This window comes from Streptomyces sp. NPDC101776 (genome assembly GCF_044766845.1).
In the GTDB taxonomy this organism is placed as follows: Bacteria; Actinomycetota; Actinomycetes; order Streptomycetales; family Streptomycetaceae; genus Streptomyces.
This window is the reverse complement of the sequence record NZ_JBIWMV010000016.1, coordinates 260,871-278,494: the sequence shown is the minus strand read 5'-3', so window position 1 is coordinate 278,494 and position 17,624 is coordinate 260,871. Positions and strand designations below refer to the sequence as shown.

Genomic DNA, 17,624 nt, shown 5'->3' with positions numbered 1-17,624 from the left:
ACCCTCGACAAGTCCCATCGTTGCAGGTCAGGAGCACTCTTCGCTTATTTGATCAAGGCATGGACGAGCACGCTCATGAAAGCGCGAGGTTAGCGCGAGGGCCTGGGCTGTCGACCCTCGCGGGGGGGGGCTTTAGAAGAACGACCGCGCAGGTTAACGGGCAGCCAGTCACGCTGCCTGTACTGCGGCCTGCCGGCCGACCGCTTGGCGACGCTGGACTACGACTGGGTGCTGCTTGAACCAGACATGGAGCCGCTCGCCCACATCGTGCCGGCGGAGCATCGGTGGATCGTGCTGTCTGATGGGCTGGTGACGGTCTACGGCGTGTGCCCGCCGGACCCGTTTCAACGGTGCCGTATAGAGCACCGGCTTGCCTGCTCGGCGCAACCGCTGCCCGACCTCTGGCCATGGTTGACAAGCCTGCGGGTCGAGAACGGGCGTCAGGTGGAGCGCCAGAAAGATCCGGAGTCACCACAGCCCCCGGAGACGTGGCGGGATACCGGATGAGGATGATTCGATCCGGCAACGCCTACGCCCCTCCGTGATTCCCGCGGGTGACCTTGGCGTACGTCCCAAGATCCTGGCACCAACAGACCGCAGAGCCCGTCGCGGGGCCGCTCGGCGTTGCATACACCTGCACTTACGCGAAGACCCATGCTCTCAGTTTGCGCGCTGACGACGGGGTCTTTGGGCACCTAATGCAAGGGGTCCTGGCCTGCGGGAAGCTCGGATTTGTCAGGTCATTTTGGGCTACGGATCCGTTGCGGAGCGTCAACCGAGCCAGGGAATCTGCTTGTTGCTCTCGCCGTTGAGCCCTGTTCTTTCATCCGATTGGCTCGTTGCCTGTGGGGCGTACGTGGTGATGCATTTAGAGGGCTTGTCAGTTTCGGCGGAGGGAAGACCATGGGCGGTGTCGGCCCGGCACAATTGGCTGCGGTACTTGTTCTGATTAGCGTCGGAGTTGTTCTCGCGGCCTATGGGTGGCGCATGGCCAGGGGGCCGGAAGGCACGACCGCACGGGTGGAGGTTCTTTCCGGTATCGGAGGCGGCTTGATCACCGGATTCGCTGTGGGGCTGAGTGTGCTTTTTCTGGAACACGGGTTCGTTGCTGCACAGGAGCGGGCGGTCTGGCGCGCCAATAGAGCTTCCGTGACGCTGAACTACTGGGTGCGGACTTTGATGACGCCGACTTGCGTGGAGTAGATTTCACGGGCGCAAACCTTGAGACCGCCACTTTCCGAAGGGCCGACCTCTCCGATGCCTTGCTGCTCAGCGCCAATCTCGGCCGTGCGGACATGAGGGGTATCAAGGCCATGAATCGCACTTAAGCGAACGTGAAAACATGCTGGCCGCATGACCTGTTCAAGGAGCGGACTGATCTCGAAGATCAAGTAAGAGCGATGGGCTGGTACAACGAAAATGGCAAAATCATGAGAGACAAGGGTTCCAAGGGCCCATGTCGAAATTGGGCAGCCGACTGACCTGCATGCCAATATGCATTTCAGCGCCTGCGGCTAAACTCGCCAACACGTGGAAGTATCACCGGCCGGTCTGGGGGCACCCCGAGAACCCATCTGCGACTTTCTGGGCTTGAAATGGGTTGTCTTTGGCGAGGCGGAGACGCAGCACCGAGTGCTGAACGCGGCCCGCTTCAGGAGGTGCGGCGGGGTCCGCAGGGGATTCGGCGGGGTGTCGCCGCGTGTATCGCCGCGTGTATCGCAGATAGTGCGCGACCAGTGAGAGGCAACGAGAAAGAGCGGGAGTCAGTGAGACTGACTCCCGCTCTCTCAAGTCGGCATCCGCACAGGTCAGAGCATGATTCTTGCTGCTTGACTGGCGAGTGCCCCCGGCAGGATTCGAACCTGCGCACACGGCTCCGGAGGCCGTTGCTCTATCCCCTGAGCTACGGGGGCGTGTCGGTCGCGGTGTTTGCGGCGACGGGTAGAACCCTACCAGCTACCTACGGGTGTTCATGAACAGGTTTCCCGGTGGTCAGGGAGGGGTGTTGGGCCGCTCGCAGGGGGTGGAAGTGGGGAAAACCCGGACGCGGTGGCCGGTCCGGACCTACTCTCGAGTTGTGCCAGGCGCGTCGGGTCGGGTGCTTGTTGTGGACGACAACAAGGTCATCCGGCAGTTGATCAGGGTCAATCTCGAGCTGGAGGGTCTCGAGGTCGTGACCGCGGCTGATGGTGCCGAGTGTCTGGACGTCATTCATCAGGTGCGGCCCGATGTCGTGACCCTCGATGTCGTCATGCCTCGGCTGGACGGACTGCGGACTGCCGCTCGGCTGCGCAGCGACCCCCGTACCCGTGACCTCCCCCTCGCCATCGTCAGCGCCTGCACCCAGTACGAGGTCGACAGCGGGCTGGACGTCGGCGTCGACGCGTTTCTCGCCAAGCCCTTCGAACCTGCCGAACTCATCACTCTCGTACGGCAGTTGATCGAGCGCGGGCGGCGTGACCCACGTGGCCCGGCGGACGGCCTCTCCATCGGCGATGCCCTCGGTGCCAGCGCCAGCGCCAGTACTCGTGCCGGCACCGGTGAGGGTGAGCGTGCCGGGCAGGCTGGGCGTAGCGGCGGCTGAGGCATCCCTCCTCCCTCCGTATCGCGATGCCCTCGTATCACCTACGCGGGTCCCTCCGCTTCTATTTCTATGCAGGCAATACCGGCATCCCTGATTCAGGCTCCCCTCCATGAACGGGTCTCCTCCCGTACGCAGTCCCCGCGTCCCACATCCCGGACCCCCGCCCAAACCGGCTGGCCTACCCACCCCCCTCCTCCCCTACGCTTGTCCCGTGACCCCCGTCGAGCTCTCCCGTACCGTGCTGCGCGCGGTGCGCCGTGCTGTCGAGGACGGGGAGCTGAGCGTGGTCGTACCGGAGAAGGTCTCGGTGACCGTGCCGGGGGCCGGCGGGTGGGGGGACTACGCCACCAACATCGCCCTCCAGCTCGCCCGGCCCGCCGGGGAGACCCCCCGCCGTGTCGCCGAACTGCTGCGGCCGCATCTCGTCGGCGCCCACGGTGTCAGTGGCGTCGAGATCACCGGGCCCGGTTTCCTCAACATCAGTCTCGGGAGTACGGCGTCCATCGCTCTCGTCGAGGAGATCCTGCGGCGCGGCCCGCGGTACGGGTTCGCCGGTGAGACCGGTGAGACCGGTGAGACCGGTGAGACCAGTGAGACCAGTGAGGACGGCCCCAGTCACCACGGCCCCCCCGGCGGTCAACTCGCCCCCACCGGCCCCGCCACCCACCCCATCCAACTGCGCGCCGCCCCCCACGACCCCCGCGCCCTCGTCGTCATGGACGTCGTCGCCCGCCTCCTGCGCTCACAAGGCACCCCCGTCCGCACCAGCACCAGCACCAGCACCACCACCAGCACCACCACGAGTCACCCCGAGCCCGACTGGCCGACCCTCCTCGGTATCGAGGTCGATGCAGAGGCCGATGCAGAGGCCGGTGTTGAGGCCAAGGTAGAGACCGACGCGTTCCGCCCCCCGGCGACCCCCACCCCACCCGGCGCCATCGACATACGCCCCGCCCCCGCGTCCCACCCCGCCGACCTCCTCCCCCTCGGCCGCGACGCCGCCCGCTGGGCGCTCCTGTACCCCGCCGCCCACGACCGGCCGCGCCTCACCGCCGACCACCTCGTGCAGCGGGAGAGCAACCCTCTCTTCCGGGTCCGTTACGCCTACGCCCGCACCCGGGCCGTCAGTCGCAACGCCGCCGACCTCGGCTTCGCCGCCCGACCCGGCGACGTAGCCGACGTAGCGGACGTAGGAGACGCAGAAGAGGCCACCACCCCCTTTGCCTCCCTCGACCTCCTCCTCGCCGATCACCCCCGCGTCCTTGCCCGCGCAGCGGACCACCGGGCCCCCGACCTGCTCGCCCGTCACCTGGTCGCCGTAGCCGATGCGGCCTTTCCCCTGCTCGCCACGACGCTTCCGCTCGGTGACGAGAAACCCTCGGCCGCCCACCGTGCCCGGCTGGCGCTTGCCGAAGCCGTCGGGGCGGTGCTTGCCGGTGGCCTCTCCCTGCTCGGCATCGACGCACCCGAACATCTCTGAGCGCCAGGATCGGGCCAAGATCCAGAACGACACCACTCGATCCCCGCGCCAGGAAGAGACAGAAGAGAACACGACATGAGCCGTTCCGCACACCCCGCCGGTCCCCGTCACGCCGATGTGCTGCCCGAAGGGCACTACTCGGGGCCCGCCGCCGACCTCAACGCACTCGACCCCAAGGTGTGGGCCCAGACCGTCACCCGTGACGCCGACGCGGACGGGGTCGTCACCGTCGGCGGTATCGACGTGAAGACCCTCGCCGAGCTGCACGGGACGCCCGCCTACGTCCTCGACGAGGCGGACTTCCGGGAGCGGGCCCGGGCCTGGCGTACCGCGTTCGGGCCGGATGCCGACGTCTTCTACGCAGGCAAGGCGTTCCTCTCCCGTGCCGTCGTGCGGTGGTTGCACGAGGGGGGACTGAACCTTGATGTGTGCTCCGGGGGAGAGCTCGCCACCGCGCTCTCCGCCGGCATGCCCGCCGACCGCATCGCCTTTCACGGCAACAACAAGTCCGTCAGTGAAATCACCCGGGCCATCGAGGCGGGCGTCGGGCGGATCGTTCTCGACTCCTTCCAGGAGATCGTGCGCGTCGCCCACATCGCGCAGTCCCTCGGTAAGCGGCAGCCCGTGCAGATTCGGATCACGGTCGGAGTCGAGGCGCACACTCACGAATTCATCGCCACCGCCCACGAAGACCAGAAGTTCGGGATTCCGCTCGCGGGTGGGCAGGCCGCCGAAGCCGTACGGCGTGCTCTTCAGCTCGATGGGCTGGAACTGATCGGGATTCACTCCCACATCGGGTCGCAGATCTTCGACATGTCCGGGTTCGAGGTCGCGGCCCACAGGGTTGTCGGGCTGCTGAAGGACATTCGTGACGAGCACGGGGTCCAGCTGCCCGAGATCGACCTCGGGGGCGGGCTCGGGATCGCGTACACCAGCGACGACGATCCCCGTGAGCCGCACGAGATCGCCAAGGCGCTCACCGAGATCGTCACCCGCGAGTGCGACTCCGCCCGGCTGCGGACCCCTCGTATCTCCGTCGAGCCGGGGCGCGCCATCGTCGGGCCGACCGCCTTCACGCTCTACGAGGTCGGCACCATCAAGCCCCTCGACGGGCTGCGGACCTATGTGTCGGTCGACGGTGGCATGTCCGACAACATCCGGACGGCTCTCTACGACGCCGAGTACAGCGTCGCTCTCGTGTCCCGCCGCTCCGATGCCGAGCCCATGCTCGCGCGCGTTGTCGGCAAGCACTGCGAGAGCGGGGACATCGTGGTCAAGGACGCGTTCCTGCCGGCGGATCTGGCACCGGGTGACCTCATCGCCGTACCGGCTACGGGTGCTTACTGCCGTTCCATGGCCAGCAATTACAACCATGTGCTCCGGCCGCCGGTCGTCGCCGTGAAGGATGGGGAGTCGCGGGTCATCGTCCGCCGGGAGACGGAGGAGGACCTGCTGCGGCTCGACGTCGGTTGAGCCGGAAGCAAGAGAAAGAAGGGCGGAAGATCTCCCGTCTTCCACCCCGTGAAAATGAAATCGATGTCTCACGATCCGGACTATGGATAGAAAGTCCCGTCCGGTGAGTGAGACTGATGCAATCGATGACGGTATGAGGAAACGAGGTCGGATGATGCGTACGCGTCCGCTGAAGGTGGCGCTGCTGGGCTGTGGAGTGGTCGGCTCAGAGGTGGCGCGCATCATGACGACGCACGCCGACGACCTCGCCGCCCGCATCGGTGCCCCGGTCGAGCTCGCGGGGGTCGCCGTGCGGCGGCCCTCCAAGGTGCGTGAAGGCATCGATCCCGCCCTCGTCACCACCGATGCCACCGCCCTCGTCAAGCGTGGGGACATCGACGTCGTCGTCGAGGTCATCGGGGGGATCGAGCCCGCCCGTTCCCTCATCACCGCCGCCTTCGAGCACGGCGCTTCCGTCGTCTCCGCCAACAAGGCGCTGCTGGCCCAGGACGGCGCCGCTCTGCACGCCGCCGCCGAGCAGCACGGCAAGGACCTGTACTACGAGGCCGCCGTCGCCGGTGCGATTCCGCTGATCCGGCCGCTGCGCGAGTCCCTCGCCGGGGACAAGGTCAACCGTGTGCTCGGGATCGTCAACGGGACGACCAACTTCATCCTCGACAAGATGGACAGCACGGGGGCCGGGTATCAGGAGGCTCTCGACGAGGCCACCGCGCTCGGGTACGCCGAGGCCGACCCCACCGCCGACGTCGAGGGTTTCGACGCCGCCGCCAAGGCCGCGATCCTCGCCGGAATCGCCTTCCACACGCGCGTGCGTCTCGACGACGTCTACCGCGAGGGCATGACCGAGGTCACCGCCTCCGACTTCGCCTCCGCGAAGAACATGGGCTGCACCATCAAGCTGCTCGCCATCTGCGAGCGGGCCGAGGACGGCGGGTCCGTCACCGCGCGTGTGCATCCCGCGATGATCCCGCTGAGCCACCCGCTGGCCTCCGTGCGCGGCGCCTACAACGCCGTGTTCGTCGAGTCCGACGCCTCCGGGCAGCTCATGTTCTACGGCCCCGGAGCGGGCGGCGCCCCCACCGCCTCCGCCGTGCTCGGCGACCTCGTCGCCGTGTGCCGCAACCGGCTCAACTCGACCACCGGGCCAGGGGAGTCGGCGTACGCCGGACTGCCGGTGTCGGGCATGGGCGAGGTCGTCACGCGATACCACATCAGCCTCGACGTCGCCGACAAACCAGGTGTTCTCGCACAGGTCGCCACCGTGTTCGCCGAGCACGGTGTCTCGATCGATACGGTTCGGCAGCAGGGGAAGGACGGCGAGGCCTCTCTCGTCGTCGTCACGCACCGCGCGTCCGACGCCGCCCTGGGCGGGACTGTCGAGGCGTTGCGCAAGCTCGACACCGTGCGGGGTGTCGCCAGCATCATGCGGGTTGAAGGAGAGTAACCAGCAATGACCCACCAGTGGCGCGGAATCATCGAGGAGTACCGGGACCGGCTCCCGGTGTCCGACAGCACGCCGGTCGTCTCCCTCCGTGAGGGCGGCACGCCCCTCGTGGCCGCGCAGGTGCTCTCCGAGCGCACCGGCTGCGAGGTCCACCTCAAGGTGGAGGGCGCCAACCCCACCGGGTCCTTCAAGGACCGCGGTATGACCATGGCCATCACACGGGCCAAGGAGGAGGGCGCGCAGGCCGTCATCTGCGCCTCCACCGGCAACACGTCGGCCTCCGCCGCCGCCTACGCCGTACGCGCCGGGATGGTCTGTGCCGTCCTCGTGCCGCGCGGCAAGATCGCGCTCGGCAAGATGGGCCAGGCCCTCGTGCACGGCGCGAAGATCCTCCAGGTCGACGGGAACTTCGACGACTGCCTCACCCTCGCCCGCGAGCTGAGCGACAACTACCCTGTGGCGCTGGTGAATTCGGTCAACCCGGTGCGTATCGAGGGCCAGAAGACGGCCGCCTTCGAGATCGTCGACATGCTCGGCGACGCGCCCGACATCCACGTCCTGCCGGTGGGCAACGCGGGCAACATCACCGCGTACTGGAAGGGCTACAAGGAGTACGCCGGCGACGGCATCGCCGCGCAGACTCCGCGCATGTGGGGGTTCCAGGCGTCCGGGTCCGCGCCCATCGTGCGCGGCGAGATCGTCAAGGACCCCTCGACGATCGCCACCGCGATCCGCATCGGCAACCCGGCGTCCTGGCAGTTCGCGCTGGACGCGCGGGACGAGTCCGGCGGGTTCATCGACGAGGTGACGGACCGTGAAATCCTGCGCGCCTACCGGCTGTTGGCCGCTCAGGAGGGCGTTTTCGTCGAGCCCGCGTCCGCCGCTTCCGTCGCCGGTCTGCTGAAGGCGGCCGAGCAGGGCAAGGTCGACCCGGGCCAGACCATCGTCTGCACGGTGACCGGAAACGGTCTGAAGGACCCCGACTGGGCCGTCGCCGGTGCTCCGCAGCCGGTCACCATCCCCGTCGACGCGCCGACGGCCGCCGAGCGACTCGGACTCGCGTAGAGCGGTACTGAGAACGGCCGCCGGGGGAGATCCCCATCGGGGGTGCACAGGGGGCTTACGACACGCATCGTGCGCCTCCTGTGCGCCCTATGTCGCCACAGAACCTTCCTTCGATAGGCTGTACCGAACCCGCCCGCCGCATATGCCTGCGCGCATGGCTCGGCACCGCGCCGTCTCCACGGCCCGAGGGTCTCCACGTACCTATCGGATGTCATCGAACTTCATCGAATGTCTTCGACAATCACGCAGCTCAAGGAGAGTCATCGAGCGATGGCCGGTCCAGCCTTCCGCGCCGCCGCCGTCCGGGTGCGCGTCCCCGCCACCAGCGCCAACCTCGGCCCGGGCTTCGACGCCTTCGGCCTCTCGCTGGGGCTCTACGACGACGTCGTCGTCCGTGTCGCCGACTCCGGGCTGCTCATCGACATCGCCGGCGAGGGCAGCGAGACCCTCCCGCGCGACGAGAACCACCTCCTCGTACGAGCCCTGCGCACCGCCTTCGACCTGCTCGGCGGACAGCCGCGCGGTCTAGAGATCGTGTGCGCCAACCGCATTCCGCACGGCCGCGGCCTGGGTTCGTCCTCCGCCGCCATCTGCGCCGGCATCGTCGCCGCGCGCGCCGTGACCATAGGCGGGGACTCCCGGCTCGACGACACGGCCCTGCTGGAGCTCGCCACCGAGATCGAGGGCCACCCCGACAACGTGGCGGCCTGTCTGCTGGGCGGCTTCACGCTCTCCTGGATGGACGGCGGAGCCGCGCGGGCGATCAGGATGGACGCCGCCGATTCCATCGTTCCGGTGGTTTTCGTGCCCGGGAAGCCCGTGCTCACCGAGACAGCGCGCGGACTGCTCCCGCGCAACGTCCCGCACGTCGACGCAGCCGCCAACGCGGGCCGCGCCGCACTGCTCGTCGAGGCCCTCACCCGGCGCCCCGAGCTGCTGCTGCCGGCCACCGAGGACCGCCTGCACCAGGAGTACCGCGCGCCGGCCATGCCGGAGAGTGCCGCACTCGTGGACCGCTTGAGGGCGGACGGAGTTCCGGCCGTCATCTCCGGTGCCGGGCCCACCGTGTTGGCACTTGTCGACGCCGACAACGCCGACAAGGTGTCCCACCTCGCCGGCGAGGGCTGGGCCGCCAACCGGCTCGATCTCGACGCACAGGGCGCGTGCGTACTTCCGCTCGCGACCTCCACCGTCAATTGACTACGTACCGTCGCCGGATTTCGAGAGGGGGAATGTTTGTTGGATCCGGTAGTGTTAATCTCAAGTCTGCACCCGACCCCACCATGGCGAGGTGCTTGTTGTCCCCGTCAGGGACAGACATTCTTCCGGGAGCCTCCCAAACCACACTGCGTTCCGTCCAGGCGCTGAGTGGTTCGCCGGGCACGCTTCGGAAGCCGGGAAAGCTCCGGAATTGGTGCGACCAAGCAACGTGACACAGCCACTCGGTGTCACTGCTTTGGGAAGCGCCGTCACCAGAAATCTCTTCCGCCGCCTAGGCGGACCACCGCCCCGGCACGGTTCACACAGCAAGAACCGAAGCCGGAGAGCACAACCGGTCGCCGTGCCAGACAGGCCGACGTCCGCTCCAGGGAAGGACCCTTCGTGAGCGACACCACCGATCTGATGGGCGCGCGTGTCGAGGAGACCGCTGCCGCGCCCGCCACGGACGCCTCCGCGCCTGCCACCGGTGCCGGCTCCCGGCGGCGCCGCGGTACCGGCCTCGACGGCATGGTGCTGGCCGAGCTGCAGCAGGTCGCGTCCGGCCTCGGCATCAGGGGCACCGCGCGGATGCGCAAGAGCCAGCTGATCGAGGTCATCAAGGACGCGCAGACGGGCGGGGGTGCTCCGGCCAAGGCCGAGACCGCCACCGAGACCAAGCCGAAGCGCCGCGCCACCTCCAAGACCCGTACGGGCGACGAGGCGGCCAGCCCGGCCGAGCAGAAGGCCGAGAAGGTCGCCGCCGAGAAGGCCGTGGCCCAGCAGCAGATCGAGATTCCCGGCCAGCCCGCTGGGGGCCCCTCCCGCGCGAGCGAAGCCGAGCGTGGGGGAGAGGACGCGCCCGTCGAGCGCCGTCGTCGCCGTGCCACCGCCGAGGCCGGCAGCCCCGAGACGGTCGTCGCCGAGGTGAAGAGCGAGCCGAAGGCCGAGACGCCCGCCGCCGCGCAGGGCGAGGTCAGGTCCGACGCCGGTGACGACGGTCGTCAGGGCCGCCGCGACCGCCGTGACCGCGGTGACCGCAGTGGCCGTCAGGACCGCGACCGCGGCGACCGCCGCAAGACCGAAGAGCAGCAGGGCGGCGGCCGCCAGGACCGCCAGCAGCAGGACCGCCAGCAGCAGGACCGCCAGCAGCAGGACCGCCAGCAGGGCGGCGGCCAGCAGCAGAGCGGTGGCCGCCAGGACCGGCAGCAGCGCGACAACGGCCCGCAGGACGACGACGAGTTCGGCGACGGACGCCGTGGCCGCCGCGGCCGGTACCGCGACCGTCGGGGCCGTCGCGGCCGTGACGAGTTCGGCACCACCGCGGGCGAGCCGCAGGTCGCCGACGACGATGTCCTGATCCCCGTCGCGGGCATCCTCGACATCCTCGACAACTACGCCTTCATCCGTACGTCGGGCTACCTGCCGGGCCCGAACGACGTGTACGTCTCGCTCGCCCAGGTCCGCAAGAACGGCCTGCGCAAGGGCGACCACGTCACGGGCGCGGTCCGCCAGCCCAAGGACGGCGAGCGCCGCGAGAAGTTCAACGCGCTGGTGCGCCTCGACTCGGCGAACGGCATGGCGGCCGAATCCGGCCGCGGCCGCCCCGAGTTCAACAAGCTGACGCCGCTGTACCCGCAGGACCGGCTCCGTCTGGAGACCGACCCGGGTGTGCTGACGACCCGCATCATCGACCTCGTCGCGCCCATCGGCAAGGGCCAGCGCGGTCTGATCGTGGCCCCGCCGAAGACCGGCAAGACCATGATCATGCAGGCGATCGCCAACGCGATCACGCACAACAACCCCGAGTGCCACCTGATGGTCGTCCTGGTCGACGAGCGTCCGGAAGAGGTCACCGACATGCAGCGGTCGGTGAAGGGCGAGGTCATCTCCTCGACCTTCGACCGCCCCGCCGAGGACCACACCACGGTCGCCGAGCTCGCCATCGAGCGCGCCAAGCGGCTGGTGGAGCTGGGCCACGACGTCGTCGTCCTGCTCGACTCCATCACGCGTCTGGGCCGTGCCTACAACCTCGCGGCGCCCGCCTCCGGCCGCATCCTCTCCGGTGGTGTCGACTCCACGGCGCTGTACCCGCCCAAGCGCTTCTTCGGTGCCGCGCGCAACATCGAGGACGGCGGTTCGCTGACCATCCTCGCCACCGCGCTCGTCGACACCGGCTCGCGCATGGACGAGGTCATCTTCGAGGAGTTCAAGGGCACCGGCAACGCCGAGCTCAAGCTCGACCGGAAGCTCGCCGACAAGCGCATCTTCCCCGCGGTGGACGTCGACGCGTCCGGTACCCGTAAGGAAGAGATCCTGCTCGGCAGCGACGAGCTGGCCGTCACCTGGAAGCTGCGCCGGGTGCTGCACGCGCTCGACCAGCAGCAGGCGATCGAGCTGCTCCTCGACAAAATGAAGCAGACGAAGTCGAACGCCGAGTTCCTGCTCCAGATCCAGAAGACCACGCCGGGCAACGGCGACTAAGGTCAGGCAAGTCAGCGTTATCAAAGGGCCGCCCCCTGTTAAGGGGGCGGCCCTCTGCGTTGTCAGTGGCTCGCTGTACGATCGCGCCCTTCGGACTTCTTTTCGAGAATCGTCCGAACTTCTGATCCCGAGGGGGGACTTGAATGGGTACGCCCATGCCTGGGGCCGGTCGGCACAGACGCCGGATACGTTTTGGCCTGCCCGTCGCCGCGGCCGGTATCGCCGCCGCCGTGGCCGCGGCACTGATGACGACGTCCGCCGGCGCGGCCACCGCGCTGCCGACGCCGACCGCGAAGCCCGTCATCGCCCAGCCGTCGCTCGCCACGCTGAAGAAGCGCATCGTGGGCGCCGAGGCCGGTGACGACATCGCCGGTGAGACGACGACCAAGAAGTCGTCCAAGAGCGCGAGCACCACCGGCACGGCCGTCAGCCCGAAGATCATCGGGGGGACGACGACCACCATCAACACCGCGCCGTACATGGCGCAGCTCTGGTACTACGACGACAAGGGCACCACCAGCGAGGCCGACGACATCGGCTTCTTCTGCGGTGGCTCGGTCATCTCGCCCTCGAAGATCCTGACGGCCTCGCACTGCGTCAAGGGCTACAACTGGGCCAAGAACGGCGTCGTCGTCACCAGCGCCACCGTGCTGCCGACCAGCGACGCCGACGGCAACGCCGACCTGCACGGCGGTCAGGCCACCGCGGTGCTGCGCCAGTGGAACCACCCGTCGTACAACGCGTCGACGATCGACAACGACATCGCGGTCCTCACCCTGGCGGCTCCCGTCAAGGCGACCCCGATCCGTCTGACGACGAACACCGACACGACGTCGTACACGGGCACGGCCGCCAAGACCGCCACGGTCTACGGCTGGGGCCGCACCAGTTCCTCCTCGGAGGACATCTCCGAGACGCTGAAGAAGGCCTCGCTGCCGATCCAGTCGGACGCCACCTGCGCCGGCGCCTACGGCACCCTGTACATCAAGGGTCACAACGTCTGCGCGGGCGAAGCCGCCACCGGCAGCGACACCACCACGACGGCCATCTGCAACGGTGACTCCGGCGGCCCGCTGGTCGTCGCCGGCCGGATCGTCGGTGTCGTCTCCTGGAGCGCCGACGACGGTGACGCCACCACGGTCAACGACTGCGTCGTCGAGGGCACCTACGGTGTCTTCACCAAGGTCAGCACCTATGTCGGCGCCGTCTACGCACAGGTCGACGACGGCAACCTGAGCTACACCGACAACAAGGCCGACGTCTACGCCCGCAAGTCCTCCAACAAGGTGGGCTACGAGCTGGACTCCAAGGGCACCTCGCTGGCCACCCGCGTCTCCCTGGGCGACTGGGGCGGCGTCAACCTGGTCCGCTCCGCCGACCTGAACCGGGACGGCTACCAGGACTGGATCTACCGGACCACCTCCGGCGCGGTCTACTGGGACCACTTCGTGCTCAACAGCGCGCGGGACGACGGCAGTTGGGCCAGCACGAAGATCTTCGCCAACTGGAAGACCCGCACCCGGATCCTCGCCCCCGGCGATGTCACCGGCGACTACCTGCCGGACCTGGTCTCGGTCGACAGCGCCGGCGTGCTGTGGATCTACCCGGGCAAGGGCAACGGCACCTTCGCCTCGCCCTCGCGGGTCGGCGGCGGCTGGAGCCAGTACAACGTGCTCGTCGGCAAGGGCGACTTCAACGGTGACGGCAAGGCCGACCTGCTCGCGCGCAACAAGAGCACCGGCGTCGTCTACCTGTACAAGGGCGCCGGCAAGTCCGGCACGGGTGCCTTCGCGGCCCGCGTGAAGGTGCGCACCTGGCCCAGCTACACCGCCTTCGACTCCGTCGGCGACTTCACCGGCGACGGCAAGGCGGACCTCCTGATCCGCAACGCCGCCGGCGCGTTCTACGTGTACCCGGGCACCGGGAAGGCGACGAGCGAGATCTTCGGCACACCGAAGTCGCTTGGTACCGGTTTCCAGCAGTACGACATCTTCGGGTGATATCGCAGGTGAGCGGGGTTTGACCCGCTGATCCGACTACACAGGGTGCCCATCGCCGTACGCGATGGGCACTCTGCGTTGTGCAACCCTTTCCCGAGTTTCCCTGTCTGACCTGGTGGAGTGACCATGGAGCGAGGATCGAACGCCATCGGTCGCTTCGACCAGGCCCGAGCCCTGAAAGCAGGGGGTACCCGACCGGAACGAGATGCGAGGAGCCCATGTCCGCCGAGAGCACGCCGGAGCCCGAGATACCGGGCAAGGACGGCAGCGACGGCCCGCGCCACCGCGCCGGAGGCCGTAAGAAGGACCGCAGTCCGCGTCGTAAGGCCCTGCTGATCACGGCCTGGGTGGCGGCGGGTGTCGTCGTGCTGGGCGGCACCGGCGCCGGGTACGTGTACTTCAAGCTCAACGGCAACATCAAGACCGTCGACATCAACCAGGCCCTCGGTACCGACCGGCCGGTCAAGGTCGACAACGGCTCCGAGAACATCCTGGTCCTGGGCTCCGACAGCCGCTCAGGCAGCAACAAGAAGCTTGGTGGGGGCACCGACGACGGCAGCGCCCGCTCCGACACCGCGATGATCGTGCACGTCTACAAGGGCCACAAGAAGGCCAGCGTGGTGTCCATCCCGCGCGACACCCTCGTGGACCGCCCCCAGTGCATCGACGCCAAGGGCGTCACCCACGACGCGGCGTCCGGCGTGATGTTCAACGAGGCGTACTCCACCGGCGGGGCCGCCTGCACGGTGAAGACCGTCGAGTCCGTCACCGGCCTGCGCATGGACCACTACCTGGAAGTCGACTTCGCCGGCTTCGAGAAGCTCATCGACGAACTCGGCGGCGTCCCGGTCACCACGACCAAGGCCATCAAGGACCCGCAGAGCCACCTCGACCTCAAGGCCGGCACCCACACGCTCAACGGTCAGCAGGCCCTGGGCCTGGTCCGCACCCGGCACGGCGTCGGCGACGGCTCCGACCTCGGCCGCATCCAGCTCCAGCAGGCCTTCATCAAGGCCCTGGTCAACCAGGTCAAGCACATCGGCGTCCTCACCAGCCCGACCCGGCTCTTCGACCTCGCCAACACCGCGACCAAGGCCGTCACCACCGACTCCGACCTCGGCTCCGTGAACTCCCTCACATCCTTCGCCAACGGCCTCAAGACCATCAGCTCCAAGAACATGACCATGGTCACGATGCCGGTCGAGTACGACCCGGCCAACCCGAACCGCGTGATCATCGAGAAGTCCAAGGCCAAGCTGGTCTGGAACGCCTTGAAAAACGACCAGCCCATCCCGGCGGCAGCCACCAAGGGCACGGCAACAGGCGAAGCCAAGGGCGTCGTAACAACGTCCTAAGGCGCACTCCCCAGGGGTGCGGGGAACCGCGCGCCCAGCCCCCACCGGGCCGCAGGGAATACACAACGCGCACCCCCCGTTTTGGGAGATGGCTCCAGTGCTGGCAGACTGGACAGTCGGCCCCGGTTCACGCGACCGCACCCGCGGCAGCGACCCGGAGCCCTCCCGAAACTAGGAGACACCCTTGAAGCGCGAGATCCACCCCGAGTACGTCGAGACCCAGGTCAGCTGCACCTGTGGCGCGTCGTTCACCACCCGCTCGACGATCACCAGCGGAGCGATCCGCGCTGACGTCTGCTCCGAGTGCCACCCGTTCTACACGGGCAAGCAGAAGATCCTCGACACCGGTGGCCGCGTGGCCCGCTTCGAGGCCCGCTTCGGCAAGGCTGCGGCCGGCGCCACGAAGTAGCGAGCTCCCATTTCGCCGGTCCACGGCCGCGCCCCGCTACGGGCGCGTGCCGGGACCGGCGTTTTTGGTCGCCCGCCTTCCCTTTCTCCACCGCATTTCAGGAGCCCAAGATGTTCGAGGCTGTCGAGGACCTCATCGGCGAGCACGCCGACCTTGAGAAGAAGCTCGCCGACCCGTCGGTCCACGCCGACCAGGCCAACGCGCGCAAGCTGAACAAGCGCTACGCCGAGCTCACCCCGATCGTCGCCACGTACCGCTCCTGGAAGCAGACCGGCGACGACATCGACACCGCGCGTGAACTCGGCGCCGACGACCCGGAGTTCGCGGCCGAGGTCAAGGAGCTGGAGAAGCACCGGGACGAGATCACGGAGAAGCTGCGGCTGCTGCTGGTGCCGCGTGACCCCAACGACGACAAGGACGTGATCCTGGAGGTCAAGGCGGGCGCGGGCGGCGACGAGTCCGCCCTGTTCGCCGGTGACCTGCTGCGCATGTACCTGCGGTACGCGGAGCGCGTCGGCTGGAAGACCGAGATCATCGACGCCACCGAGTCCGAGCTGGGCGGCTACAAGGACGTCCAGGTCGCCGTGAAGACCAAGGGCGGCAACGGCGCGACCGAGCCCGGCCAGGGCGTGTGGGCCCGGCTGAAGTACGAGGGCGGGGTGCACCGCGTGCAGCGCGTGCCCGCGACCGAGTCCGCAGGCCGTATCCACACCTCGGCGGCCGGTGTCCTCGTCACCCCCGAGGCGGAGGAGGTCGACGTCGAGATCAACCCGAACGACCTCCGCATCGACGTCTACCGCTCGTCCGGTCCCGGCGGCCAGTCCGTCAACACGACCGACTCCGCGGTGCGCATCACGCACATTCCCACCGGAGTCGTCGCCTCCTGCCAGAACGAGAAGAGCCAGCTGCAGAACAAGGAGCAGGCGATGCGTATCCTGCGCTCCAGGCTGCTCGCCGCGGCACAGGAGGAGGCGGAGAAGAATGCCGCCGACGCCCGCCGCAGCCAGGTCCGCACGGTCGACCGCTCCGAGAAGATCCGTACGTACAACTTCCCGGAGAACCGCATCTCCGACCACCGCGTCGGATTCAAGGCGTACAACCTCGACCAGGTCCTCGACGGCGACCTCGACGCGATGATCCAGGCTTGCGTCGACGCGGACTCGGCCGCCAAGCTCGCGGCGGCGTAACACCACGGCACGCACGGCACGTTCGGCACGGACGAGTACGACACGGAGGACTTGCGTGAACCTGCTGCTAGCAGAGGTGGCCCAGGCCACCCAGCGGCTGGCCGACGCCGGCGTGCCCTCGCCGCGCAACGACGCGGAGGAGCTCGCCGCGTACGTGCACGGTGTGAAGCGGGGCGAGCTGCACTCCGTGAAGGACGTGGACTTCGACGCCCGCTACTGGGAGACCATCGCCCGGCGCGAGCAGCGTGAACCGCTCCAGCACATCACCGGCCGCGCCTTCTTCCGGTACCTCGAACTCCAGGTGGGGCCAGGGGTGTTCGTGCCCCGCCCCGAGACCGAGTCGGTGGTCGGCTGGGCCATAGACGCGGTCCGCGCGATGGACGTCGTGGAGCCGCTGATCGTGGACCTCTGCACCGGATCCGGCGCCATCGCGCTCGCCCTCGCGCAGGAGGTCCCGCGCTCCCGGGTACACGCCGTGGAGCTGTCCGAGGACGCCCTCCAGTGGACCCGCAAGAACATGGAGGGGTCGCGGGTCGATCTGCGACAGGGGAACGCCCTGGACGCCTTCCCCGACCTCGACGGCCATGTCGACCTGGTCATCTCCAACCCGCCGTACATCCCGCTCACGGAGTGGGAGTACGTCGCTCCCGAGGCCCGGGACTACGACCCCGAACTCGCCCTGTTCTCGGGGGAGGACGGCCTCGACCTGATCCGCGGCATCGAGCGCACCGCACACCGTCTCCTGCGCCCCGGCGGTGTCGTCGTCATCGAGCACGCCGACACCCAGGGCGGCCAGGTGCCGTGGATCTTCACCGAGGAGCGTGGCTGGGCCGACGCGGCCGACCACCCCGATCTCAACAACCGCCCGCGCTTCGCGACCGCCCGCCGGGCGACGCCGTGACCTGCGCCCCGACTTTCGACCCGCAGCAGTACGTGTACGAGGAGG

14 protein-coding genes and 1 tRNA gene are annotated in these 17,624 nt (G+C 68.3%); 14 read left to right on the top strand and 1 reads right to left on the bottom strand.

Annotation, left to right across the window (positions count from 1 at the left end):
* Window positions 1-102: 102 nt before the first annotated feature.
* Together ACIRRY_RS37515 and ACIRRY_RS37510 are read left to right on the top strand one after the other, a co-directional pair.
* The gene (locus ACIRRY_RS37515; RefSeq protein WP_403982024.1) at window positions 103-507 is read left to right on the top strand and encodes a DUF6083 domain-containing protein; all 405 of its coding nucleotides are present in this window, start codon (window positions 103-105) and stop codon (window positions 505-507) included.
* A gap of 683 nt (window positions 508-1,190) precedes the next feature.
* The gene (locus ACIRRY_RS37510) at window positions 1,191-1,328 is read left to right on the top strand and encodes a pentapeptide repeat-containing protein (RefSeq protein WP_403981997.1); all 138 of its coding nucleotides are present in this window, start codon (window positions 1,191-1,193) and stop codon (window positions 1,326-1,328) included.
* A gap of 513 nt (window positions 1,329-1,841) precedes the next feature.
* On the opposite strand, the gene ACIRRY_RS37505 is transcribed toward ACIRRY_RS37510, so the two are convergent.
* Window positions 1,842-1,913: transfer RNA gene (locus ACIRRY_RS37505), tRNA-Arg, on the bottom strand.
* 185 nt (window positions 1,914-2,098) lie between these two features.
* Between ACIRRY_RS37505 and ACIRRY_RS37500 the strand changes: the two genes are divergently transcribed.
* The 12 genes from ACIRRY_RS37500 (at window position 2,099) to prmC (ending at window position 17,579) form a co-directional block, all read left to right on the top strand.
* Window positions 2,099-2,584, top strand: coding sequence for a response regulator (locus ACIRRY_RS37500; RefSeq protein ID WP_403981994.1), 486 nt, complete (start codon window positions 2,099-2,101; stop codon window positions 2,582-2,584).
* 211 nt (window positions 2,585-2,795) lie between these two features.
* Window positions 2,796-4,064, top strand: coding sequence for an ArgS-related anticodon-binding protein NrtL (gene nrtL, locus ACIRRY_RS37495; RefSeq protein ID WP_403981991.1), 1,269 nt, complete (start codon window positions 2,796-2,798; stop codon window positions 4,062-4,064).
* Window positions 4,065-4,139: 75 nt separating this feature from the next.
* Window positions 4,140-5,537, top strand: a complete 1,398-nt coding sequence (gene lysA / locus ACIRRY_RS37490) for a diaminopimelate decarboxylase (protein ID WP_403981988.1) — start codon at window positions 4,140-4,142, stop codon at window positions 5,535-5,537.
* A 151-nt stretch (window positions 5,538-5,688) separates the two neighbouring features.
* Window positions 5,689-6,981, top strand: a complete 1,293-nt coding sequence (locus tag ACIRRY_RS37485) for a homoserine dehydrogenase (RefSeq protein ID WP_403981985.1) — start codon at window positions 5,689-5,691, stop codon at window positions 6,979-6,981.
* A 6-nt stretch (window positions 6,982-6,987) separates the two neighbouring features.
* Entirely contained in the window at window positions 6,988-8,046 is a 1,059-nt protein-coding gene (gene thrC / locus ACIRRY_RS37480; RefSeq protein ID WP_403981983.1) for a threonine synthase, read from the top strand.
* A gap of 270 nt (window positions 8,047-8,316) precedes the next feature.
* On the top strand, window positions 8,317-9,246 hold the full coding sequence (gene thrB, locus ACIRRY_RS37475; RefSeq protein ID WP_403981981.1) for a homoserine kinase: 930 nt from the start codon (window positions 8,317-8,319) through the stop codon (window positions 9,244-9,246).
* 402 nt (window positions 9,247-9,648) lie between these two features.
* Window positions 9,649-11,727: a transcription termination factor Rho gene (rho, locus tag ACIRRY_RS37470; protein ID WP_403981978.1), complete on the top strand. Its 2,079-nt coding sequence runs from the start codon at window positions 9,649-9,651 to the stop codon at window positions 11,725-11,727.
* Window positions 11,728-11,882: 155 nt separating this feature from the next.
* The gene (locus ACIRRY_RS37465) at window positions 11,883-13,727 is read left to right on the top strand and encodes a trypsin-like serine protease (RefSeq protein WP_403981976.1); all 1,845 of its coding nucleotides are present in this window, start codon (window positions 11,883-11,885) and stop codon (window positions 13,725-13,727) included.
* A gap of 218 nt (window positions 13,728-13,945) precedes the next feature.
* Window positions 13,946-15,082 (top strand): LCP family protein, encoded by a 1,137-nt coding sequence (locus tag ACIRRY_RS37460; RefSeq protein ID WP_403981973.1) that lies wholly within the window; start codon window positions 13,946-13,948, stop codon window positions 15,080-15,082.
* A 184-nt stretch (window positions 15,083-15,266) separates the two neighbouring features.
* On the top strand, window positions 15,267-15,491 hold the full coding sequence (gene rpmE, locus ACIRRY_RS37455; protein ID WP_403981971.1) for a 50S ribosomal protein L31: 225 nt from the start codon (window positions 15,267-15,269) through the stop codon (window positions 15,489-15,491).
* A gap of 110 nt (window positions 15,492-15,601) precedes the next feature.
* On the top strand, window positions 15,602-16,678 hold the full coding sequence (gene prfA / locus ACIRRY_RS37450; RefSeq protein ID WP_403981969.1) for a peptide chain release factor 1: 1,077 nt from the start codon (window positions 15,602-15,604) through the stop codon (window positions 16,676-16,678).
* Between the two features lie 55 nt (window positions 16,679-16,733).
* Entirely contained in the window at window positions 16,734-17,579 is an 846-nt protein-coding gene (gene prmC, locus ACIRRY_RS37445) for a peptide chain release factor N(5)-glutamine methyltransferase (RefSeq protein ID WP_043683121.1), read from the top strand.
* Window positions 17,580-17,624 lie beyond the last annotated feature (45 nt).